This is a genomic window from Enterobacter sp. FB, from assembly GCF_000805795.1.
GTDB classification, from domain to species: domain Bacteria; phylum Pseudomonadota; class Gammaproteobacteria; order Enterobacterales; family Enterobacteriaceae; genus Enterobacter; species Enterobacter roggenkampii.
Genome location: NZ_JSZC01000013.1, coordinates 535899 through 556717, shown reverse-complemented (window position 1 = coordinate 556717; position 20819 = coordinate 535899). Strand labels below are relative to the sequence as shown.

Below are 20819 nucleotides of genomic sequence, written 5' to 3'. Positions count from 1 at the left end.
ATGTCGATTGGGTGTCTGTTAGTTATACCCGCCCCTCAACCATCGCGAATGTGGCGTTCCTGTCCGTTTCTTGCCCAATCCTCTGAAAATTTATCCGCGCGGGGCGTCGCCAAAGACGCTGTAGTCCGGTAATTGCACCTGCTGATACGGCTCCCAGCCGCCGCCGAGCGCCTTGTAGAGCGCCACCAGATCGAGTGCGCTTTGCACCTGCGCCTGCGCGCGCTGCTGCTCGGCCTGCGCCAGCTGTCGCTGGGCGTCCAGCACGTCAATGAAGCTGGCGATCCCCTGGCGGTAGCTGTCGCTGGCTAAATCAAAGGCGTTTTGCAAAGCGTCGATCGTTTTTGCGAGACCCGCTTCACGCTGCTGGTCGGTGCGATAGCTCACCAGCGCATTCTCCACATCCCCAAGCGCGGTCAGTACCGTCTGGCGATAGTCCAGCACCGCCGCCCCCTGCTGCGCGCGCGCCACCTTCACGCTGGAAACCAGTCGTCCGCCCTGGAAGATGGGAATCGAAACCTGTGGACCAAAACTGTAGAAGTGGCTGCTCCAGTCGGTCAGCCAGTTGGTTTCGCTGTTGCGCAGGCCAAACTGCCCGGAGAGGGTAAAACTCGGGAACAGCTGGGCCACCGAGACGCCAATCTGCGCCGTGGCGGCATGAAGATTCGCCTCCGCTTCGCGCACGTCCGGACGGCGTCGCGCGAGCGTAGACGGAATGCCGGTTTGCACGATATCCGGCAATGCGGGCATCGGCTGCACGCTTTGTAACTCCGCATCGAGCGCACCTGGCGGCTTGCCAAGGAGGATCGCCAGGCCATTCATCGCCTGCCGCGCCTGCGCCTGGTACTGCGGCAGCTGCGCCTCCAGGTTACCCAGCTGTGCACGCGCATTTTCCACGTCCATCTGCGGCGACAGCCCGCCCCGCTGGCGGCTTTCGGTCAGATCCAGCGTCTGCTGCGCGCTTTTAATCTGGGTGTTCAGCGTGGCGATAATGCTCTGCGCCCCGCGCAGCTGGAGCCACGCGCGCGCCACTTCCGCCTCCAGCGACACCAGCGCGTCGTTACGCTGCTCGATAGCCGCTTTCTGCTGCGCTTCGGCGGCTTCCACCTGTCGGCGCACCTTGCCCCAGAGGTCAATTTCCCACTGGGCGTCGAAGCTGCCCTGGTAGAGGTTGATCGGCTGCGTCAGGGGGCCTAACGCGCCCCGCAGCTCAGGATCGACATTATCCAGCTGGTCATACACGCCGTGGGATTTCAGCTCCCCTTCCAGCCCGAGCTGCTGGCGCGTCGCCTGCAGATTGCCGTTCACCGACGGGTAAAACGCCCCGCCCGCCTGGTTAATCTGCTCGCGCGCGCCGGCGATGCGCAGCACCGTCTGCTGCAGCGTCAGGTTTCCGGCGATGGCGCGCTCAACCAGGCTGTCGAGCTGCGGCGAGCCGAAGGTCTTCCACCAGCGCGGATTGGTCGCGGCGGAGGTCGTCTGCGATTTTACCCCGCTGTCGCCCTTATCGTTCCAGTGCGTGGCGGCGGGCGGCGCGGGCTGCTGGTAGTCCGGCCCGACGGCGCAGCCTGCCAGCAGCATCATTATCATCAGGGGGTGTAAACGTCTGTGTATCATCAATGTGCTCCTGCACTCCCCTCGCTCTTAACCGGCGAGAGCAACAAACAAAACGGAATCAATAGCAAGGCCACCGCGCTCAGAAGGGTGAAGACGTCGATGTAGGCCAAAAAGCGCGACTGCTCAATCATCGTCTGGTACATACGCCCGGTGGCGATGCCGGTGGGATCGCCCACCTGGGTGGTGAAGTTCTGGATCGCCTGCGCGCTATCGCGTATCGCCTGCTGAAACTGCTCGTTAAACGGCGAGGCGTGGTACGCAAGGTGCGCGCTATGCGCCTGAGACCGTTCGGTGATGGCCGCCGTCGACAGCGAGATCCCGACCGAGCCCGCGACGTTACGGAACATAGTGAACAGCGCCGCCGCGTCGGCATTCAGCCGTCTTGGAATCGAAATAAAGGCAATGGTGGTCAGGGGCACAAACAGGAACCCCAGCCCCAGCGACTGGGCGCTGCGGAACAGCACCAGGGTTTCAAAGTCGATATCCGGGGTCAGCGTGCGCGACCAGAAGAACGACACCGCCAGGCAGGTAAAGCCAAAGGCGATAATCCAGCGCGTCTGCACCACCGGCATCAGCTTCAATACCAGCGGGATCGTTAATACAATCAGCACCGCCCCGGGCGACAGCACCAGCCCGGACCAGGTGGCGGTATAGCCTAAATCCTGCTGCGCCAGCTGGGGGATCACCACCGAGCTGCCGTACAAAATCATCGCCATCCCCGCCATCAGCAGGCTGGAAATCGCAAAGTTGCGGTCCTTCATGCAGTGCAGATCCACCACCGGTTTTTTGGCATACACCAGCCAGTAAATGGCACCGATAATGCCGATTAGCGTTAACACGGCGAAGGTACGGATAAAGTTCGAGTAGAACCAGTCCTCATCTTCTCCACGGTCAAGCATCACCTGCAGGCAGCCAAGCCCTAAAGCGATCAGGCCGATCCCCGTCCAGTCGATGGTCAGCTTCTCTTTAGACTTGCTCTCCCACGGCGGATCTTCCAGCAGCTGGTAGATCGCCAGCACCGTAACAATCCCCACCGGGATGTTGATAAAGAACACCCAGCGCCAGGAGTAGTTGTCGGTGATCCAGCCCCCCAGCGTCGGGCCGAGGACCGGTGCAACGATAATCGCGATGGAGGAAAGGCCGAACGCTTTGCCCCTGTCCTCCGGCTTGAAGTAGTCGAGCAGTACCGACTGCTGCGTGGGCTGTAGCCCGCCGCCAAAAAAGCCCTGCATCACGCGGAACAGGATGATCTGCCACAGCTCGGTGGCGATGCCGCAGAGGAACGAGCAGACGGTGAACATGACGATGCAGATCAGGAAGAACTGCTTGCGGCCGAAGACGCGGCTCAGAAACGCCGAGATGGGCAGCACGATGCCGTTCGCGACCAGGTAGCTGGTTAACACCCAGGTGGATTCGTCATAGCTGGACGAGAGTGAACCCGCCACGTGGGGCAGCGCCACGTTGACGATGGTGGTGTCGAGGATTTCCATAAACACCGCCAGGGTGACGACAATCGCCACCGCCCACGGATTGCTGGCGGGCTTCCAGCTGTCGTGGCTGTGATCCGTCATTCCACCGTCACCTTCGGCGCGACCGACAGCCCCAGCGGCAGCGGTTTGTTCGGATCGAGCCCCTTATCAATCACAATTTTCACCGGCACGCGCTGCACAATTTTGACAAAGTTACCGGTGGCATTTTCAGCCGGGAAGGCGGAGAAGCGCGAGCCGCTGCCCTGCTGGATACTGTCAACGTGGCCCTCAAGCGCCATATCCGGCCACGCGTCGACCGACACGGTGACTTTATCGCCGGGCTTCATGCGCTCAAGCTGGGACTCTTTGAAGTTCGCCACCACCCACACGTTCGGCGAAACCAGGGAGAACAGCGCCGTACCCGCCTGCACCAGCGTGCCGGGCTGCACGTTGCGTTTGGTGACAAACCCGTCGAACGGGGCGCGGACTTCGGTGTAAGAGAGGTTCAGATTGGCCGTTTCCAGCTGCGCTTTAGCCTGTTCGACCTGACGCTCGCGCGCTTCAACGTTGGTTTCCTGCTGGCGGATTTGCAGCTGGACCTGCTCTGCCACCTCCAGCTGCGCCTGGGCGCTGGCCAGACCTGCCTGGGCGCTGCGCAGCTGTGCGTTCGCGGAATCAATACTCTGCTGGGTGGTCGCCCGCGGATCGACGCCGCGCTGGCGGCGATACTCCGCCTGCGCGTTCGCCAGATCGGCCTGCGCTTTCAGCACCTGCGCTTTGGCTTCGTCACGCTGGGCGGGATACTGCACTTTGGAGAGTGCGAGCTGCGCCTGGGCCTGGTGCAGCTGCGCGATAGCCAGCCCAAGCTGGGCCTGAGCCTGATCGCGCTGCGCGGTGGTATCACGCGGATCGATGACCACCAGCAGATCGCCTTTTTTCACGCGCTGGTTATCGCGCACCCGCAGCTCGGTGACGTAGCCTGCCGTTTTCGGGGCAATCGTCACCACGTCGCCGTCGGTAAAGGCGTCGTCGGTCGTCTCTTCGTTACGGGTTAAAAACCACCAGACCAGCGCCACGACGACCATCACCACCACGACAATGCCGAGGATAATTAACGGTTTTTTGCCCGGGCGCTTACGCTCATTATTGTTTTTGTCCTGCTCGTCAGCAGGTGGAGTTTGATCTTCAGCCATAGTTCAGCAACGGTCCTGTCAGTGAGCGGCATCACACTATGCCGTTCACTAAAGCTAGGACGTTGCTATACGTTTGCCAGGAAAAACTGACAAATTGCGCACTATATGAGAAGGAATATTCCGAAACCGATCGCCGCGGCCCAAACCAGCATCGGGATTGACCAGAGATGGAAGCGCCACCAGATGCGGCGATCGTTGGCCATGCGCAGGGCAATCAGGTTGGCCAGCGAGCCGGGCAGCAGCCCAAACCCGCCGATATTCACCGCCCAGGCCAGCAGCGTGTCCGGCGGAACATAGTTGAGCAGCAGAATGGTGGAAGGCACGTTGCTGATAAACTGCGACAGGCCAATCGCCGTCAGCCACAGTCCCGGCTGAGACAGCGTGCTGACGCTGTGGAGCACGTTTTGCAGCACCGGAAGCTGGATAAGCAGATGCACATCAATAAACATCACCATAAAGACCAGCAGCAGCGTCCAGTCCACGCTGACCAGCACGCGTCGCGCGAGGACGACAAAGCCCGCGGCGACAAGCAACACGCCCGCCACCTCATACTTCAGCTCCAGCGCGAACAGAAAGACGATATATAACCCGAGGCAGCTCCAGACCAGACGCGGCTGCCACTGCGGGCCCGTGGTGCCGCTGTGGTACTGCAGTTTTTTATCCGGAAAGGCAAACCAGCAGACCGCCAGCAGCGACAGCATCATCACCAGCGCCAGCGGCGCCATCTGCCAGGTAAAAGCGGCGAACGACAGCCCGGAACGGCCCCAGAGGAGGATATTTTGCGGGTTACCGATGGGCGTTAACAGAGAACCGGCGTTAACAGCGAGCGCTTCGAAGATGATCAGCCGGCTTACCGGGATCTCGCAAAGCTTACGCAGCGTGAGGGTGAGGGGCACGATGATAAACAGCGCCACGTCGTTGGTCAGAAACGTCGACAGCACCGCGGCGGAGAACACCATAAACAGGGACAACCTGCGCTCGGTGGCAAAGCGGCGCACCATTTTACGGCCCAGAACGTCAAAATAGCCGCTCAGCTCAACCCCTTTGGTGAGCATCATCAGGCCGCTCAGGGTAATGATGGTGCGCCAGTCAATGGCAGCGGGCCAGGCCTGCGGCGCAAACGGCACAAAGAGGCTTAACCCTGCGCCAATGAGTAATAAGAGATGGAAGAAACGATCGCGTGCCAGGGCCTGCAGTCCAGGGATTTTCATTCAGCGGAGGGACCATATTTAAGGGTAAATTCGCGAAACTTCACCAGCGTCTCTTCGCTGACGTGGTGTTCCATGCCTTCCGCATCCCGGCGGGCAATCTCCGGGCTGACGCCCAGCACCAGTAAAAAATTCTCGACAAGCTGGTGGCGCTCGCGGCTCTCCTGCGCGAGTTTCTCCCCTTCCGGCGTCAGAAAGACCCCGCGCCAGGGGATCATTTCAATTAGGCCCACGGAGGCGAGACGTTTTAACATTTTTGCGACAGTTGGCTGCGATACCCCCAGCCTGGCGGCCATATCGACCTGACGCGCTTCCCCGACCTCACGAATCAGATCGGAAATGAGTTCAACATAATCATCAATCAGTTCACGCCGGTGCGCTTCACGGACCTGGCGAAAACCTTCGACATGCTCTTCAACATTCACCAGTTGCGTCGTTTTTTTAATGGTTGGCTTACCTGCGCGACGGTTCATTGTACTTCCTCAGTGGGGTGACGCTTCCAGCGCCCGGTATCGAGAGCGCACATTGTAAACCATCCCTCCACAAGCACAAAAAATTAACGAAATAGCCATAGCTATACAATATAGCCTGTGCTATATCTGTATGTAATGCAGTCACCCTTCACGGATCGAAGGGATCAAAAATCAGGAGGTCTTATGAACGAATTCAAGAGGTGCATGACCGTGTTTACCCACTCACCCTTTAAAGTGCGCTTAATGCTGCTGAACATGCTGTGCGACATGTTTAACGGCAAACCGCATCAGGATGACAAACCTTCCCACTAAGCGGCGTTGCGGTACGCCGCTTCATTTTCCCGTCACAATCTCGCTCTAAACTGGCTTCCAGCCGCCCTATTCCCGATCTTTTTTACGGATTTGCAATCCCCTTCGCAAAACATCTGTTTAGCAACTGTTGATATTATTTAGCGCTCGCACTATCTTCTTGCAGCCCTGCACAATTTGCGGCTCGCTGAAGCGGACCCTCATTCCCTCTCCACGCACTGTCAGGCAGGTTATGACCCTTGACGCCAGGGTGAGCACATGGCGTTTTCATCCATGATAGTGACCTATGAATGTAACCCTGATAGATACCGTTGTGACCCGCAGCCGGGCCTTAAGCCCGTGGACGGGTTTTTACTTTTTGCAGTCATTACTGATTAACTTTGCGCTGGGTTATCCCTTTAGTCTGCTCTACGCGGTGGCCTTCACCTGCATTCTGCATGTGCTATGGCGCGCCGCCCCGCGCGCGCAAAAAGCGTTAATCGGCATCTGTTCGCTGGTTGCGGCACTCTATTTCCCGTTTGGTCAGGCGTACGGCTCACCAAACTTTAATACCCTGCTGGCGCTGCACTCGACCAATATGGAAGAGTCGACGGAGATCCTGACGATCTTCCCGTGGTACAGCTACGTGGTCGGGCTCTTTATCTTCGCGTTGGGCGTTTTCGCCATCCGTCGTCAGCCGGGCGAGAAAAAATCCTGGGGTAAGATCGAAATACTCTGTGTGGTGTTCAGCGTTGCCGTGGCGTTTGTCGCCCCCATCCAGAACATTCCCTGGGACGGTAAGCTAAGGCTCACCAATATCGGCTACCCGGTTTTCCGCTTCGTGAAAGACGTCGTTGTTAACAATAAAGAGGTTCTCGACGAACAGGCCCGCATGGCTGAGCTTTCCAATATGAAAGATACCTGGAACGTGCTGGCCGTGAAGCCGAAATATCACACCTATGTAGTGGTGATTGGTGAAAGCGCGCGTCGCGATGCAATGGGCGCGTTTGGCGGCCACTGGGATAACACCCCGTTTGCGAGTTCGGTCAAAGGCACCCTGTTTACCGATTATGTCGCGGCCAGCGGCTCGACGCAGAAATCACTCGGTCTGACCCTTAACCGGGTGGTGGATGGCAAACCGCAGTATCAGGATAATTTCGTCACCCTGGCAAACCGCGCGGGTTTTCAGACGTGGTGGTTCTCTAATCAGGGGCAAATTGGCGAATACGATACGGCGATTGCCAGCATCGCCAAACGGGCTGACGAAGTGCAGTTCCTGAAAAATGGCGACTTTGAAGCTGACAAAAACACTAAAGACGAAGCGCTGCTGAAAATGACGGCGCAGGTCTTCGCCACCCCGCGCACCCAGCCGCAGCTGATCGTCCTGCACCTCATGGGGTCGCACCCACAGGCCTGCGATCGGACAGGCGGAAAGTACGCGGAGTTTGTGCAGTCCAAAGAGACCTCCTGCTATCTCTACACCATGACGCAAACCGACGACCTGCTGAGCAAGCTGTACGATCAGCTGCGCAATACGGGCGACAGCTTCTCCATGGTCTATTTCTCGGATCACGGGCTGGCGTTTAAAGAGCGCGGTAAAGAGGTGCAGTATCTGGCGCACGATGACAAGTTCCAGCAGAACTTCCAGGTGCCGTTTATGGTGCTGTCGAGTGACGATAAAACGCATCGCGTCATTAAAGCACGCCGTTCAGCAAATGATTTCCTGCAGTTTTTCTCGCAGTGGACGGGGATTACCGCCGGGCAGATAAAAAATGTTTATCCGTTTGTCTCTAACAAGAAAGCTCCCCCAGTGTACGTTACCAACTTCAAGTTACAGAAAGTTGACTACAACCATCTGGGTACGGATATTTTTGATATTAAGAATAAGTAATTGCCGTCTCGTGCGGACCGATGCCCTCACCCTGGCCCTCTCCCACGCGGAGAGGGAACCAACACTCAAAACGGCAACCTCAGGTTGCCGTTTTGCTTTTATCTTCGACAAAAAAAATCCGCCACAGTGGGCGGATTTTTTATTTAATCACCGAAGTGATTAGAAGCGGTAACCTACGCCCGCGATCCAGGTGCCAACGTCAACGTTGCGGATACGGCTCTGCTCATAGGAGAAGTCCAGAGCAACGTCCTGGATTGGGTTGAACTGCAGGCCTGCGCCATAGGAGAAGCCGTAGTCGCTGTTGCTTGCAGTGCGGTTCAGACCTTCGTTTTCGGTCTGCTGGAATTTACCGTAGCCAACACCTACAACACCGTAGATGCTTGCCCAGTCGTTCAGACGGTAAGCTGGACCAGCAGTGATACCGTAGTACTGGCCTTTGTTGTATGCGCCGTTTTCAGAACGATCTTTCTCGGTGTAGGTGAAAGAACCGATCACGCCCAGTGGGTTGTTATCCTGCTCGTAACGATACTTCAGGTTGAAACCGTTAGCTTTGTTCATCACGCCCTGATAGTCGCTCTGAGCGTAACCACCAGTAACAGTAGAAGTAGCAGCTACAGCGGTACCTGCGGAAACAGCCAGTACAGCGGCCAGTGCTGAAAGACATGCAATTTTTTTCATAACCACCTCAAATGTGATCCAAGTAAGTCCGTAAGTTTTAAATATATCAAAAAAATTTGCGAAACTCTTTGTGATTCGTGATGTCTAATGAAACCTTTCCTGTAACAGAACGTTTCCAGCGTAAGCTATCTCTTTCAAATCACATGCAATTTTCACTACTAAATGCGCATAGTGCGCGTCTGCGCCGTTACATTCATCCAGATTATTCCTAATCTGACAGGCGATAAATCCACCAGCGCTTATCCATTTTACGGATTTCACCTGCTTTTTTTTCAACAGCGCCTCAACCGTCGCCGCATATTTCCTTTACACTGCAACCTTTACCTCATTTGACATAAGCTGACAGGAGAAAGGATGCCTGGGTTATCCCGCACGTCGTCGGTCTGGTTGCCGGTTGCAGTCATACTCATTGCCATGTTGTCCATTCAAAGCGGCGCCTCGCTGGCAAAATCGCTTTTTCCACTGGTTGGCGCGCCCGGGGTGACCGCCCTGCGTATTGTTCTGGGCACGGCGATACTGGTGGTCATTTTCAAACCGTGGCGACTGCGCTTTAAAAAGGAGCAGCGTTTACCGCTGCTGTTTTATGGACTCTCCCTGGGGGCGATGAACTACCTGTTCTATCTCTCCATCCAGACGATACCGCTGGGTATTGCCGTCGCGCTGGAGTTTACCGGCCCGCTGGCGGTGGCGCTGTTCTCCTCCCGACGTCCGGTCGATTTTATCTGGGTCGTGTTGGCCGTACTGGGCTTATGGTTCCTGCTGCCGCTGGGCCAAAGCGTTTCTGAGATTGACCTGACGGGCGCAGCGCTGGCGCTGGGCGCAGGTGCCTGCTGGGCTGTCTATATCCTCACCGGGCAGCGCGCAGGGGAAGAGCACGGACCGGCAACGGTGGCGCTGGGTTCCCTGATTGCGGCCATCGTGTTTGTGCCCATCGGCATGGCGCAGGCGACAGAATCGATCTGGCAATGGTCCGTCATGCCCATCGGGCTGGCGGTTGCGATTCTCTCTACCGCACTCCCCTACTCTCTGGAGATGATTGCCCTTACGCGTCTGCCGACGCGCATATTTGGCACCCTGATGAGCATGGAGCCTGCGCTTGCAGCCATTTCCGGGATGGTGTTTCTCGGTGAAACCCTGACATTGACCCAGACGCTGGCGCTCTGCTCGATTATCGCGGCATCAATGGGATCGACGCTCACCATGCGCCCCGAACCTAAAGTTGAGAAAGTGGATATCAACTAAGGCCATATATTCTGCATGGCTTCCACGCCATGCAGAATAAAGGCCAAAAAGACAGTCGTTATAATTTCTTACACTCTGATTCCTGCCAGCTAAATATCCCTCTGCGCTGACTTCCTCATTCAGCAATTAAGATTGATCTGTATCAATTTAAAAATTATTCAATATTTTCAATACATTAATTTCTCAACCTCCTTCTCGCTATTAAACCGATAGGCACAGCCAAACCGCAGAGGAAAAATCCGGTGCTATACTTAGTTCCGTAATTACCTGGGACATAAACATCAAGAGGATATGAGATTATGAGTACCGCTAAACTGGTGAAAACGAAAGCGTCTAATCTGCTTTATACCCGTAACGATGTATCGGACAGCGACAAAAAAGCGACCATTGAGTTGCTGAATCGCCAGGTGATCCAGTTCATCGATCTTTCGCTGATCACCAAACAGGCCCACTGGAATATGCGCGGTGCAAACTTTATTGCCGTTCATGAAATGCTGGATGGCTTCCGCACAGCACTGGTTACCCACCTCGATACAATGGCTGAACGTGCCGTTCAGTTAGGCGGCGTGGCGCTGGGTACCACACAGGTGATCAACAGCAAAACCCCGCTGAAAAGCTATCCGCTGGATATCCATACCGTTCAGGATCACCTGAAAGAGCTGGCGGACCGCTACGCGATTGTGGCGAACGATGTGCGCAAAGCGATTAGCGAAGCGAAAGACGAAGATACCGCAGATATCTTCACCGCCGCGTCCCGCGATCTGGATCAGTTCCTGTGGTTCATCGAATCTAACATCGAATAATTCATACGAATTTTCTATCAAACCCTCGCCTTCCGGTGAGGGTTTTGCACATCTATGGTGCACGTTTTTTGCCTGAGAACGTGCAAAAGTGAAGAAATTGTAATAATCACCTCACACAACCGTTAACGGAAGATTGTTTTTTCGTCAGAATTTACGCTAAATATCTCCCCGTCAGTTGAGCCAAACGAGGCGCACCAAAACAGTGCTCCACTTTGGTGCAATAAAACCTCATTGCCCCATTTATTGTGCAATGCATGACATCATCCCCTTTGCAAAACAACAGCTTGTAAAGTTGGCACGATTTTTTCATTGTGCCACCTGTTCTCGCAGGGGATCGCCCCGTGGATATAAAAGGAAATGCTATGAAGTCTGTATTAAAAGTTTCACTGGCTGCACTTACCCTGGCTTTTGCGGTGTCCTCTCAGGCTGCCGACAAACTGGTTGTGGCGACCGACACGGCGTTCGTTCCGTTTGAATTCAAACAGGGTGATAAATACGTTGGTTTTGATGTGGATCTGTGGGCCGCAGTCGCAAAAGAACTCAAGCTGGATTATACCCTGAAGCCGATGGACTTCAGCGGCATCATCCCGGCACTGCAAACCAAGAACGTTGATCTGGCGCTGGCGGGTATCACCATTACCGACGAGCGTAAAAAAGCGATCGACTTCTCTGACGGCTACTACAAAAGCGGCCTGCTGGTGATGGTCAAAGCCGATAATAACGACGTAAAAAGCGTGAAAGATCTCGACGGCAAAGTGGTGGCAGTGAAGAGCGGCACCGGGTCAGTTGATTACGCGAAAGCGAATATCAAAACTAAAGACCTGCGCCAGTTCCCGAACATCGACAATGCGTACATGGAGCTGGGTACCGGCCGCGCTGACGCAGTGCTGCACGACACGCCAAACATCCTGTACTTCATCAAAACCGCGGGCAACGGCAAGTTCAAATCTGTGGGCGAATCTCTGGAAGCTCAGCAGTACGGTATCGCCTTCCCGAAAGGCAGCGACGACCTGCGCACGAAAGTTAACGGCGCGCTGAAAACGCTGAAAGAGAACGGCACCTATAACGAAATCTACAAAAAATGGTTCGGTACCGAGCCTAAATAATTTCACCTGAATTCAGGTTTGTAACGCCCGGTGGCGCTGCCGCTTACCGGGCCTACGTTTTTCGTTTTTCACCACGGTATACAGGAATACATCATGCAGTTTGACTGGAGCGCCATCTGGCCTGCCATTCCACTCTTGCTTGAAGGCGCTAAAATGACCCTGTGGATTTCGGTCCTGGGTCTGGTTGGCGGGTTGATTATCGGTCTTGTCGCCGGTTTCGCCCGCACCTACGGTGGCTGGATTGCAAACCACATCGCACTGGTTTTCATCGAAGTGATCCGCGGCACCCCCATTGTCGTGCAGGTCATGTTCATCTACTTCGCCCTGCCTATGGCATTCACCGACCTGCGCATCGACCCGTTCAGCGCCGCCGTCGTCACCATTATGATTAACTCGGGCGCCTACATTGCGGAAATTACCCGCGGTGCGGTGCTGTCGATTCATAAAGGGTTCAGTGAAGCCGGTCTGGCATTAGGCCTTTCACGTCGCGAAACGATCCGCCACGTTATTCTGCCGCTGGCGCTGCGTCGCATGCTGCCACCGCTGGGTAACCAGTGGATCATCAGCATTAAAGATACGTCGCTGTTTATTGTTATCGGCGTGGCCGAGCTGACCCGTCAGGGACAGGAGATCATTGCTGGCAACTTCCGCGCGCTGGAAATCTGGAGTGCGGTGGCCGTTGTCTACCTGATCATTACTCTGGTTCTGAGCTTCGTTCTGCGTCGTCTTGAAAGAAGGATGAAAATCCTGTGATTGAATTTAAAAACGTTTCCAAGCACTTTGGCCCAACCCAGGTGCTGCACAATATCGATCTGAACATCAAACAGGGTGAAGTGGTGGTGATTATCGGGCCATCCGGCTCCGGTAAGTCGACCCTGCTGCGCTGCATCAACAAGCTGGAAGAGATCACCAGCGGCGACCTGATTGTCGACGGTCTGAAGGTGAATGACCCGAAAGTGGATGACCGTCTGATTCGTCAGGAAGCGGGCATGGTGTTCCAGCAGTTCTACCTGTTCCCGCACCTGACGGCGCTGGAGAACGTGATGTTTGGCCCGCTGCGCGTGCGCGGTGCCAACAAAGCGGCGGCAGAAGCGCTGGCGAAAGATCTGCTGGCGAAAGTCGGCCTGGCTGAACGCGCCCATCACTATCCTTCCGAGCTGTCCGGTGGTCAACAGCAGCGCGTGGCGATTGCCCGCGCGCTGGCGGTCAAGCCGAAGCTGATGCTGTTTGATGAGCCTACGTCCGCACTCGACCCGGAGCTGCGTCACGAGGTGCTGAAGGTCATGCAGGATCTGGCGGAAGAAGGGATGACGATGGTTATCGTGACCCACGAAATCGGCTTCGCGGAGAAAGTGGCATCCCGCCTGATCTTTATTGATAAAGGCCGTATCGCGGAAGACGGTAACCCGCAGGAATTGATTGCGAACCCGCCGAGCCCGCGTTTGCAGGAGTTCCTGCAGCACGTCTCCTGATCCCTCGCTTTACGCTAAGCCGGGCCTGCCCGGCTTTTTTACGCCAGATTGTTCCCAAAAATCCCCCTCCGCGTCCCGACTTCTATACTTATCATTTTGTTCGACATTTTCACCGGAGGACGCCGTGCCGTGGATCCTGTTGCTGTTGATTAGCCTGTTTAGTGCGCCATCGTTCGCCGTCGCGATCCCCGGTGTGACCACCGGAACAACCGCCAGCCAGCAAAGTACGCCCCCTCCGGAACCGGATGTTGAACAGAAGAAAGCGGCTTACGGCGCGCTTGCCGACGTTCTTGAGAACGACACCTCCCGAAAGGAATTAATCGAGCAGTTGCGCAAAGCCGCCGCCACGCCGCCCCAGGAAACCGTTCCGACCCTCACCCCTCCGCAGGAGGAGGAGCAAAAAACGGTGCTGGAAAATGTCACTGACGTGAGCCGCCACTATGGGGAAGCGCTCTCCTCGCGCTTTGCCCAGCTCTACCGCAACCTGATTGGCTCACCGCATAAGCCGTTTAACCCACAAACGTTTACCGCCGCCGCCATGCAGTTCCTGATGCTGGCCGGTGCAGTCTTCCTTTTGTACTGGCTGGTGCGCCTGTGCGCGTGGCCGCTGTACCGCAAAATGGGGCAATGGGGACGCAGAAAGAATCAGCAGAAAAGCAGCTGGCTGCACCTGCCGCTGATGATCGCCTCAGCGTTTATCATCGATTTACTGCTGCTGGCGCTGACGCTGTTCTTAGGCCAGATGCTGGCCGACAGGCTGAACGCGGGCAACAAAACCATCGCCTTCCAGCAGTCGCTTTTCCTGAATGCCTTTGCCCTGATTGAGTTCTTCAAGGCGCTGCTGCGGTTACTCTTTTGCCCTCACGTGCCGGCGCTGCGTCCCTTCTCCATTCGGGACGAGAGCGCAACATACTGGGCGCTGCGCCTGAGCGTGCTCAGCGGGCTGATTGGCTACGGTCTGCTGGTTGCCGTGCCGATCATCTCCAACCAGGTGAACGTCCAGTTTGGCGCGCTGGCAAACGTCATTATCATGCTCTGCATTACCGTCTGGTCGCTGTACCTTATCTTCCACAATAAAAAGACCATCACTGAGAGCCTGCTGCATCTGGCCGATCGTTCCCTCTCGTTCTTCAGCCTGTTTATTCGCGCATTCGCCCTGGTGTGGCACTGGCTGGCAAGCGCCTACTTCATCGTATTGTGCTTCTTCTCGCTGTTCGACCCGGGAAACAGCCTGAAATTTATGATGGGGGCAACATTCAAAAGCCTGGCCATTATCGGCATCGCGGCATTTGTCTCGGGGCTGCTGTCGCGCTGGATCTCGAAAACCATCACCCTGTCGCCGCAGGTACAGCGTAATTACCCGGAACTGCAAAAACGGGTGAACGGCTGGATGTCGGTATCCCTCAAGGTGGCGCGCATTCTCACCGTCTGCGTGGCGATCATGCTGCTCCTTAACGCGTGGAGCCTGTTTGATTTCTGGAACTGGCTGCACAACGGCGCAGGTGAAAAAACGGTCGACATTCTGATTCGCATAGTGCTGATTTTGTTCTTCTCTGCCGTCGGCTGGACGCTGCTGGCGAGCCTCATCGAGAACCGTCTGGTGTCAGATATTCACGGCAGGCCCCTGCCCAGCGCGCGGGCCCGCACCTTGCTGACGCTGTTCCGCAACGCGCTGGCGGTCATCATCAGTACCATCACCATCATGATTGTGCTGTCAGAAATCGGGGTGAATATCGCCCCGCTGCTGGCCGGTGCAGGTGCCCTGGGGCTGGCGATCTCCTTCGGGTCGCAAACGCTGGTGAAGGATATTATTACCGGCATCTTTATCCAGTTTGAGAACGGGATGAACACGGGCGATCTGGTGACCATCGGGCCGCTGACCGGCACGGTGGAGCGGATGTCGATTCGCTCGGTGGGCGTGCGTCAGGATACCGGGGCGTACCACATCATCCCCTGGTCTTCGATCACCACCTTTGCCAACTTTGTGCGCGGCATTGGTTCCGTGGTGGCGAACTACGATGTGGACCGTCATGAGGATGCCGATAAAGCGAAGCAGGCGCTGCGCGATGCGGTAGAAGAGCTGATGCAGATGGAAGATATTCGCGGGCTGGTGATTGGCGAGCCGTCATTTGCCGGCATTGTCGGGCTGACGAACACGGCCTTTACCCTGCGCGTGTCGTTCACCACCCAGCCGCTGAAGCAGTGGACGGTGCGCTTTGCGCTCGACAGCATGGTGAAAAAGCACTTCGATCTGGCGAACGTGCGGATGCCGGTACAGACGTATCAGGTCCTGCCGCCGCCCGCAGCGCCGCTCCCTCCGCAGGAGCCGACGCTGTAGCCGGGTTGCCGGGTGGCGGCGTCGCCTGACCCGGCCTGCGACGCAGCGCTATTTGCGACGTTTGTTATCGTCCATAAATGACCAGGCGATAAAGCGGCTTTGCTTCTGGCCCTGCGCCATCTCTTTTTTCACTACTTTCACCGCGCCCGCTTCGGTGAGCGCGCGGTAAAGTGGCGGCAGGTTATCTCCGCGGGAAACCAGCGTCGTAAACCACTTCACCTGACGGCCAAACTGCTTGCTTTCCGCAATCATGCGCAGGATAAAGGCCACCTCGCCGCCTTCACACCACAGCTCCTGCTGCTGACCGCCGAAGTTCAGCGCGGCGTCTTCAGCCTGACCCAGGTTGCGGCGCTTGCGCTCGCTGCCCGCGCGGGCCGCTGCCGCCGAATCGTGGAACGGCGGGTTGCACATCGTGGCGTCATAGGTTTCATTTTTATGAATAATGCCGTTGAAGATTGAGGCGGCCTCTTTCTGACGACGCAGGCGAATGGCGCGGCTTAATCCCGGGTTCGCGTTGATAATCGCCTGGGCGCTGGCGAAGGCCTCGGCACCGATTTCGCTTCCGGTAAAGCGCCAGTGATACTCATGCGCGCCGATCAGCGGGTAAATCAGGTTCGCCCCGGTGCCGATATCCAGCACGGTCGCCTGCTGAGGAATAATGCCATCACGGTCTTCAGCCAGAAGATCGGCAAGGTGATGAAGGTAATCCGCGCGGCCCGGAACGGGTGGACAGAGAAAGCCTTCCGGAATATCCCAGTTCGCCACACCGTAGTAGTGTGCGAGCAGCGCTTTGTTCAACATTTTAACCGCCTGGGGGTCAGCAAAGTTGACCGAAGGTTCACCCGCGGGGGTCTGGACAATGTAGTCCTGCAGCGGCGGGCAGCTCAGGCATAACGCATTCATGTCGTAGCGGCTGCGGTGGCGGTTTCGTGGGTGCAATCCCGGCTTTTGGGAAGTCATGGCGTTCTCCTTTAAACAGCGGCGTAAGATACCCTTTGCAGGCCCAACGGTAAATCTTTCTCTGCGGCGCTTAAAAAGCCGCCATAAATCAAACACCTTTATGTCTATGATCTGTCAGCGCAATGTCAATTTTTATCGTTCAAAAAATAAGCAGATCATCATCAAATATTTGCGCTAAGTCACACTCGTCAGGCTTCTAAACTTAAGGGGAATCACCTGTTGTTTCCTCATGAGGATGTGATTATGAAAAAGTACCTGACCCTTGTTGTTATCGCCGCCGCCCTGACGACCGCGTCATTTTCTGCGATGGCCGTTCAGTCGCTGACCCAGAGTACCGACACCAGCCAGCTTCAACCTGCAGGCACCGTCTCCGTAAGCCGCGCCAGTAACCTGGACGATCTGCAGAATAAACTGGCGGAAAAAGCCCGCCAGGAAGGTGCAAAAGGCTTCGTGGTGAATTCCGCTGGCGGAGATAACCATATGTACGGCACAGCGACCATCTATAAATAATCTGCCCCACCCCATGACTGCATCTGCCTGCCAGATGCAGTTTGCTCTCTTCCTCGCCTTGATTGTTCATTTTTTAACCCCATATTAAAAGCAGGGCATAACACCATTTCAGGAGGATGCTATGGCTTCCGGTTGGGCGAATGATGATGCCGTAAACGAACAGATCAACAGTACGATTGAAGATGCGGTTGCGCGCGCTCGCGGTGAAATCCCGCGCGGCGAAAGCCTGGAGGAGTGCGAAGAGTGTGGAGAACCGATCCCGGAGGCGCGGCGAAAAGCCATGCCAGGCGTAAGGTTATGCATTACGTGTCAGCAGAATAAAGATTCAAAAAATGCTTCACATTCAGGTTATAATCGCAGAGGTTCGAAAGACAGCCAGTTACGTTGACTTTCCTTTACCTAAGTTAACCGCCGGGGCGCTTACCTTTACGCTCACGATTTTTAGCGAACCGCGTAGCAAAATGTGCCCTTCATTTTTGTTCTGTAAAGCGCATCCACAAGAAGTGTAAAGCGCCACTTTGAATTTATTAGTAATCAATAAGTTATTTGTCATTCAATTTTTTTGATTGACCACGTCAATTCTCTTCGATTTTATCTCTCAAGAAAAAACGTGATACTCATCACATCGACGGAACATCGTCCCCTTAACAGAAACACCTGCGAGAGATTACTTATGAAAACCATCAAATATGCTGTAGCTGCTGTTGCCCTGTCCGCTCTGTCTTTCGGCGCTTTCGCCGTTGAGCCAGTCTCTTCTGCTCAGGCACAGAACATGAACAAAGTCGGTGTGGTGAGTGCTGATGGCGCGACCACCCTGGACGGTCTGGAAGCCAAACTGGCTGAGAAAGCGGCTGCTGCCGGTGCAAGCGGATACACCATTACCTCCGCTAACGGCAATAACAAGCTGAGCGGTACCGCGGTTATCTACAAATAATCGCCTGAATGAATGCTGTCCCCTCGCCAAACCCTCTGGTGAGCTGCTCCAACCCTCATTGACCCTGTTGTTTGTTACCCTTGCTTGCCCGTCCGCCACTGGACGGGCTTTTTTTTGCCTAAAACGCCGCGTCCACGCGTTTGAGACCGGCCTCGACCGTATCAACTTCCCCGGTTGCCAGCAGGCAGCAGGCCATCTGCAGCTTAATGGACTGCGGCACAGGCACGTTTCCGGCGAGGCACTGTTCAATCCAGTGCGCGGTGGTGTGCGGGTCTTTCGCTTCAGGGAGAATGACGTCCGTATTCTCTTCCCCGCGCGCCAGAACAGCGCGCGTACCGGCAGAATCGATCAGCATCAGCTGAGGGCAGCGCAGTGGATTGGCATACACCTCACCTTCTGTACCGTGCATCAGCAGCGCCCTGCCGCCAATCTCCTCAAAAAATTTCCCGACACGCCCCACGTATTCCGGGTGCGATACGCTGGAAAGGCGCAATGCAGCATCTTCTGCAAACGGCGTCGCCAGCTTCGCCAGGGTGTGGGCGCTGTTGCGCACGCCCATCCGCCAGCGCATATCCAGCTGCTTTTCCAGCGGCGGGCACAGGGCTCCGACGGGGATGTAAACCGGCTGATGGCCATCCAGCTTCGCCTGCGCCTGTCCTGCATGACGCGTTGGCTCAATCCCCAACATGCCGAAAATGGTCTCCGTCAATACGCGGGTGGGATCTTCGCTGACCCCGTGAACCACCACCGGGAACCCCAGCTTATGCAATAAGATCGCCAGCAGCGGAGTGAGGTTTGCCTGCTTGCGCGCGCCGTTATAGCTCGGGATGACAATCGGCATCGGTTTTGCCACCGGCGGCGTCAGGCGCAGCGTTTGTGCCTGCATCGCCTCGTAAAAACCGCGCATCTCCGCTTCGCCTTCGCCTTTGATACGCAGCGCAATCAGGATGCCGCCCATCTCCAGGTCAGGTACCTCGCCATCGAGCATTCGGGTATACAGGGCGCGAGCAGTTTCATGGTCCAGATCGCGGGCGTGGTTTTTGCCCCTGCCTACCTCTTTGATAATCTTGCGATAATCCACGACATCTCTCCTGAAAATATCCTTCTGGTAACAATATAGCCCTGTTAAACGTTCGGACGTTAGTTTTTTTCTACATCATCAACGTTCTGTTTTTAAGGATAAAAATGAAACTCAAGCATTATTTCAATTATTTGTGATTCCAGCAGAAGATTCTTAATGCACCATTATTTGTTTAAATAACCAGCGGAAAGTCATTAAGGGTCAACGGTGAAAACGTCCAGGCAACGCTCTCACCAGAAACATATCAGGATTTGTTATGAACAAGGTTGCTTTAGGTTTAATCATCGCCGCAGCGGTGGGATGTTCTGCATCCACGTTTGCGGCAACAAACGGTGAAGGTCAGATCAATTTCACCGGTGAAATTATCGATTCTGCTTGTCAGGTCGTGAATGGATTAAGTAATCCATTAAATGTTCAGCTGGGAAAAGTGTCTAAAACGGTATTTACCGGTGCTGGCTCTACCAGCACATTAACGAAGTTTGATATTCAGTTAACGAATTGTCCCGACACGGTCACCTCCGCAGCCATTAATTTCGGCGGTACGCCAGATGCGAATAACAACGCTACGCTGGCCTTAACGCCAGATAGCGATGCGGCGACCGGTGTGGCAATTCAGCTGGTTGATGCCTCAGAGCAGCCTGTCAGCCTGTATACGCCATCGCAGCAGTATCAATTAACCTCCGGTACGGCGGTTAACGATCTGGAATTTGGTGCCCGTTATATCCAAACCGGCGCTGCGATCACCGCAGGCCCTGCTAACTCTGTATCGACCTTCACCGTTATTTATAACTGATCTTATCAATCCTGAGATATTAATGCTTTTGCGGGCATTAATATCTCATCTATTTATTGAGAAATCTGTATGCGCCACGGTTATTTACTGAGCACGCTTTTACTGGTAGCCGCCACTGCACATGCGGGCGTCATTATTAATGGCACCCGTCTGGTCTACCAGGGAGATAAAAAGGAATCATCTCTTGGTCTTTCAAATCCAGATGCGACGGATTATCTGGTGCAGTCCTGGGTTGATTCCGGCGGTAAAAACCTGGCCAAAGCCCCGTTCCTCATCACCCCGCCGCTTTTCCGTCTGGATGCGAAAGAAGATAACGTTCTGCGCGTGGTACGTACGGGCGGAAATTTGCCTGAAGACAGGGAATCCCTGTACTGGTTGAATATTAAAGCGATCCCTTCCTCAAAGCAGGTGGAAGGCGTGAATACGCTGCAAATTGCGATTAATACCCGTATTAAATTGCTGTATCGCCCCTCTGCGGTAAAAGGCAGACCAGAAGACGTGGCCGATAAGCTTGAATGGCGTCGCGAAGGTAACGAGCTGGTGGTGAATAACCCCACGCCGTTTTATATGAATTTCCAGGCGGTCACCCTGAATGGTCAGAAAGTGACGAAAGCGACCTGGGCCGCTCCAAAAACAGAAACGCATTTTGCCATACCGGGTAATGTCAGAGGCTCGAACGTGACGTATTCCATTATTACTGATTACGGCAGCATCAGCCATACCTGGTCGAAATCCGTTCATTAATACTTTTCCCCGGTAATAAAAT

Annotated in this window: 21 protein-coding genes; 13 read left to right on the top strand and 8 right to left on the bottom strand. The window is 55.3% G+C overall.

What is annotated here, in order from left to right; all coding sequences use genetic code 11:
- Positions 1–90 precede the first annotated feature (90 nt).
- The 5 genes from PI91_RS09520 to mntR all read right to left on the bottom strand — a co-directional run bounded on the left by PI91_RS09520 (position 91) and on the right by mntR (position 5957).
- Complete coding sequence (locus tag PI91_RS09520; protein ID WP_039266024.1) at positions 91–1614, bottom strand: efflux transporter outer membrane subunit; 1524 nt, start codon at positions 1612–1614, stop codon at positions 91–93.
- Positions 1614–3185 carry a DHA2 family efflux MFS transporter permease subunit gene (locus PI91_RS09515; protein WP_039266022.1) on the bottom strand — a complete coding sequence of 524 codons (1572 nt, stop codon included), beginning with the start codon at positions 3183–3185 and terminating at the stop codon, positions 1614–1616. The genes PI91_RS09520 and PI91_RS09515 overlap by 1 nt, the downstream gene beginning before the upstream one ends.
- Positions 3182–4276 carry an HlyD family secretion protein gene (locus PI91_RS09510; RefSeq protein WP_008501178.1) on the bottom strand — a complete coding sequence of 365 codons (1095 nt, stop codon included), beginning with the start codon at positions 4274–4276 and terminating at the stop codon, positions 3182–3184. The genes PI91_RS09515 and PI91_RS09510 overlap by 4 nt, the downstream gene beginning before the upstream one ends.
- A 101-nt stretch (positions 4277–4377) precedes the next feature.
- The gene (locus tag PI91_RS09505; protein WP_021240969.1) at positions 4378–5487 is read right to left on the bottom strand and encodes an anion transporter; all 1110 of its coding nucleotides are present in this window, start codon (positions 5485–5487) and stop codon (positions 4378–4380) included.
- On the bottom strand, positions 5484–5957 hold the full coding sequence (mntR, locus tag PI91_RS09500; RefSeq protein ID WP_008501176.1) for a manganese-binding transcriptional regulator MntR: 474 nt from the start codon (positions 5955–5957) through the stop codon (positions 5484–5486). Before mntR ends, PI91_RS09505 begins: the two co-directional genes overlap by 4 nt.
- Positions 5958–6140: 183 nt before the next feature.
- Between mntR and mntS the strand changes: the two genes are divergently transcribed.
- Both mntS and PI91_RS09490 read left to right on the top strand, forming a co-directional pair.
- Complete coding sequence (mntS, locus tag PI91_RS09495) at positions 6141–6269, top strand: manganase accumulation protein MntS (RefSeq protein ID WP_008501175.1); 129 nt, start codon at positions 6141–6143, stop codon at positions 6267–6269.
- Between the two features lie 283 nt (positions 6270–6552).
- Positions 6553–8136, top strand: a complete 1584-nt coding sequence (locus tag PI91_RS09490) for a phosphoethanolamine transferase (RefSeq protein ID WP_039266021.1) — start codon at positions 6553–6555, stop codon at positions 8134–8136.
- Between the two features lie 159 nt (positions 8137–8295).
- Here PI91_RS09490 and ompX read toward each other — a convergent pair whose 3' ends face one another.
- The gene (gene ompX, locus PI91_RS09485; RefSeq protein ID WP_008501173.1) at positions 8296–8814 is read right to left on the bottom strand and encodes an outer membrane protein OmpX; all 519 of its coding nucleotides are present in this window, start codon (positions 8812–8814) and stop codon (positions 8296–8298) included.
- A 354-nt stretch (positions 8815–9168) separates the two neighbouring features.
- Here ompX and rhtA point away from each other — a divergent pair, with 354 nt between their 5' ends.
- The 6 genes from rhtA to ybiO all read left to right on the top strand — a co-directional run bounded on the left by rhtA (position 9169) and on the right by ybiO (position 15775).
- The gene (gene rhtA / locus PI91_RS09480; protein ID WP_008501172.1) at positions 9169–10056 is read left to right on the top strand and encodes a threonine/homoserine exporter RhtA; all 888 of its coding nucleotides are present in this window, start codon (positions 9169–9171) and stop codon (positions 10054–10056) included.
- Positions 10057–10355: 299 nt separating this feature from the next.
- Positions 10356–10859, top strand: a complete 504-nt coding sequence (gene dps, locus PI91_RS09475; RefSeq protein WP_008501171.1) for a DNA starvation/stationary phase protection protein Dps — start codon at positions 10356–10358, stop codon at positions 10857–10859.
- Between the two features lie 362 nt (positions 10860–11221).
- Entirely contained in the window at positions 11222–11965 is a 744-nt protein-coding gene (gene glnH / locus PI91_RS09470; protein ID WP_008501170.1) for a glutamine ABC transporter substrate-binding protein GlnH, read from the top strand.
- 93 nt (positions 11966–12058) lie between these two features.
- Complete coding sequence (glnP, locus tag PI91_RS09465) at positions 12059–12718, top strand: glutamine ABC transporter permease GlnP (RefSeq protein WP_003858462.1); 660 nt, start codon at positions 12059–12061, stop codon at positions 12716–12718.
- Positions 12715–13437 carry a glutamine ABC transporter ATP-binding protein GlnQ gene (glnQ, locus tag PI91_RS09460; RefSeq protein WP_008501169.1) on the top strand — a complete coding sequence of 241 codons (723 nt, stop codon included), beginning with the start codon at positions 12715–12717 and terminating at the stop codon, positions 13435–13437. The genes glnP and glnQ overlap by 4 nt, the downstream gene beginning before the upstream one ends.
- Before the next feature lie 124 nt (positions 13438–13561).
- On the top strand, positions 13562–15775 hold the full coding sequence (gene ybiO, locus PI91_RS09455; RefSeq protein WP_039266020.1) for a mechanosensitive channel protein: 2214 nt from the start codon (positions 13562–13564) through the stop codon (positions 15773–15775).
- Between the two features lie 48 nt (positions 15776–15823).
- Here ybiO and rlmF read toward each other — a convergent pair whose 3' ends face one another.
- A complete protein-coding gene (rlmF, locus tag PI91_RS09450) occupies positions 15824–16735 on the bottom strand; it encodes a 23S rRNA (adenine(1618)-N(6))-methyltransferase RlmF (protein WP_032674421.1) in 912 nt (303 codons plus the stop codon).
- Positions 16736–16978: 243 nt separating this feature from the next.
- Here rlmF and mcbA point away from each other — a divergent pair, with 243 nt between their 5' ends.
- From mcbA to ybiJ, 3 genes are all read left to right on the top strand, one after another.
- Positions 16979–17245, top strand: a complete 267-nt coding sequence (gene mcbA, locus PI91_RS09440) for a DUF1471 family periplasmic protein McbA (protein WP_021240977.1) — start codon at positions 16979–16981, stop codon at positions 17243–17245.
- Between the two features lie 121 nt (positions 17246–17366).
- Positions 17367–17633 (top strand): DksA/TraR family C4-type zinc finger protein, encoded by a 267-nt coding sequence (locus PI91_RS09435; RefSeq protein WP_021240978.1) that lies wholly within the window; start codon positions 17367–17369, stop codon positions 17631–17633.
- 285 nt (positions 17634–17918) lie between these two features.
- A complete protein-coding gene (gene ybiJ / locus PI91_RS09430; protein ID WP_013097471.1) occupies positions 17919–18179 on the top strand; it encodes a DUF1471 family protein YbiJ in 261 nt (86 codons plus the stop codon).
- Between the two features lie 118 nt (positions 18180–18297).
- On the opposite strand, the gene ybiB is transcribed toward ybiJ, so the two are convergent.
- Complete coding sequence (ybiB, locus tag PI91_RS09425) at positions 18298–19260, bottom strand: DNA-binding protein YbiB (protein WP_008501163.1); 963 nt, start codon at positions 19258–19260, stop codon at positions 18298–18300.
- A gap of 256 nt (positions 19261–19516) precedes the next feature.
- Here ybiB and PI91_RS09420 point away from each other — a divergent pair, with 256 nt between their 5' ends.
- On the top strand, positions 19517–20053 hold the full coding sequence (locus PI91_RS09420; protein WP_021240980.1) for a fimbrial protein: 537 nt from the start codon (positions 19517–19519) through the stop codon (positions 20051–20053).
- Between the two features lie 69 nt (positions 20054–20122).
- Positions 20123–20797, top strand: a complete 675-nt coding sequence (locus PI91_RS09415) for a molecular chaperone (protein WP_039266018.1) — start codon at positions 20123–20125, stop codon at positions 20795–20797.
- Positions 20798–20819 lie beyond the last annotated feature (22 nt).

Excerpts from the sequence above, each read along its gene's own strand:
- glnP (WP_003858462.1), top strand. The coding sequence starts at position 12,059 with ATGCAGTTTGACTGGAGCGCCATCTGGCCTGCCATTCCACTCTTGCTT.
- mntR (WP_008501176.1), bottom strand. The coding sequence starts at position 5,957 with ATGAACCGTCGCGCAGGTAAGCCAACCATTAAAAAAACGACGCAACTG.
- PI91_RS09490 (WP_039266021.1), top strand. The coding sequence starts at position 6,553 with ATGAATGTAACCCTGATAGATACCGTTGTGACCCGCAGCCGGGCCTTA.
- mcbA (WP_021240977.1), top strand. The coding sequence starts at position 16,979 with ATGAAAAAGTACCTGACCCTTGTTGTTATCGCCGCCGCCCTGACGACC.
- PI91_RS09505 (WP_021240969.1), bottom strand. The coding sequence starts at position 5,487 with ATGAAAATCCCTGGACTGCAGGCCCTGGCACGCGATCGTTTCTTCCAT.
- mntS (WP_008501175.1), top strand. The coding sequence starts at position 6,141 with ATGAACGAATTCAAGAGGTGCATGACCGTGTTTACCCACTCACCCTTT.
- glnH (WP_008501170.1), top strand. The coding sequence starts at position 11,222 with ATGAAGTCTGTATTAAAAGTTTCACTGGCTGCACTTACCCTGGCTTTT.
- dps (WP_008501171.1), top strand. The coding sequence starts at position 10,356 with ATGAGTACCGCTAAACTGGTGAAAACGAAAGCGTCTAATCTGCTTTAT.
- PI91_RS09420 (WP_021240980.1), top strand. The coding sequence starts at position 19,517 with ATGAACAAGGTTGCTTTAGGTTTAATCATCGCCGCAGCGGTGGGATGT.
- PI91_RS09520 (WP_039266024.1), bottom strand. The coding sequence starts at position 1,614 with ATGATACACAGACGTTTACACCCCCTGATGATAATGATGCTGCTGGCA.
- PI91_RS09415 (WP_039266018.1), top strand. The coding sequence starts at position 20,123 with ATGCGCCACGGTTATTTACTGAGCACGCTTTTACTGGTAGCCGCCACT.
- PI91_RS09435 (WP_021240978.1), top strand. The coding sequence starts at position 17,367 with ATGGCTTCCGGTTGGGCGAATGATGATGCCGTAAACGAACAGATCAAC.
- PI91_RS09510 (WP_008501178.1), bottom strand. The coding sequence starts at position 4,276 with ATGGCTGAAGATCAAACTCCACCTGCTGACGAGCAGGACAAAAACAAT.
- rhtA (WP_008501172.1), top strand. The coding sequence starts at position 9,169 with ATGCCTGGGTTATCCCGCACGTCGTCGGTCTGGTTGCCGGTTGCAGTC.
- PI91_RS09515 (WP_039266022.1), bottom strand. The coding sequence starts at position 3,185 with ATGACGGATCACAGCCACGACAGCTGGAAGCCCGCCAGCAATCCGTGG.
- rlmF (WP_032674421.1), bottom strand. The coding sequence starts at position 16,735 with ATGACTTCCCAAAAGCCGGGATTGCACCCACGAAACCGCCACCGCAGC.
- ompX (WP_008501173.1), bottom strand. The coding sequence starts at position 8,814 with ATGAAAAAAATTGCATGTCTTTCAGCACTGGCCGCTGTACTGGCTGTT.
- ybiJ (WP_013097471.1), top strand. The coding sequence starts at position 17,919 with ATGAAAACCATCAAATATGCTGTAGCTGCTGTTGCCCTGTCCGCTCTG.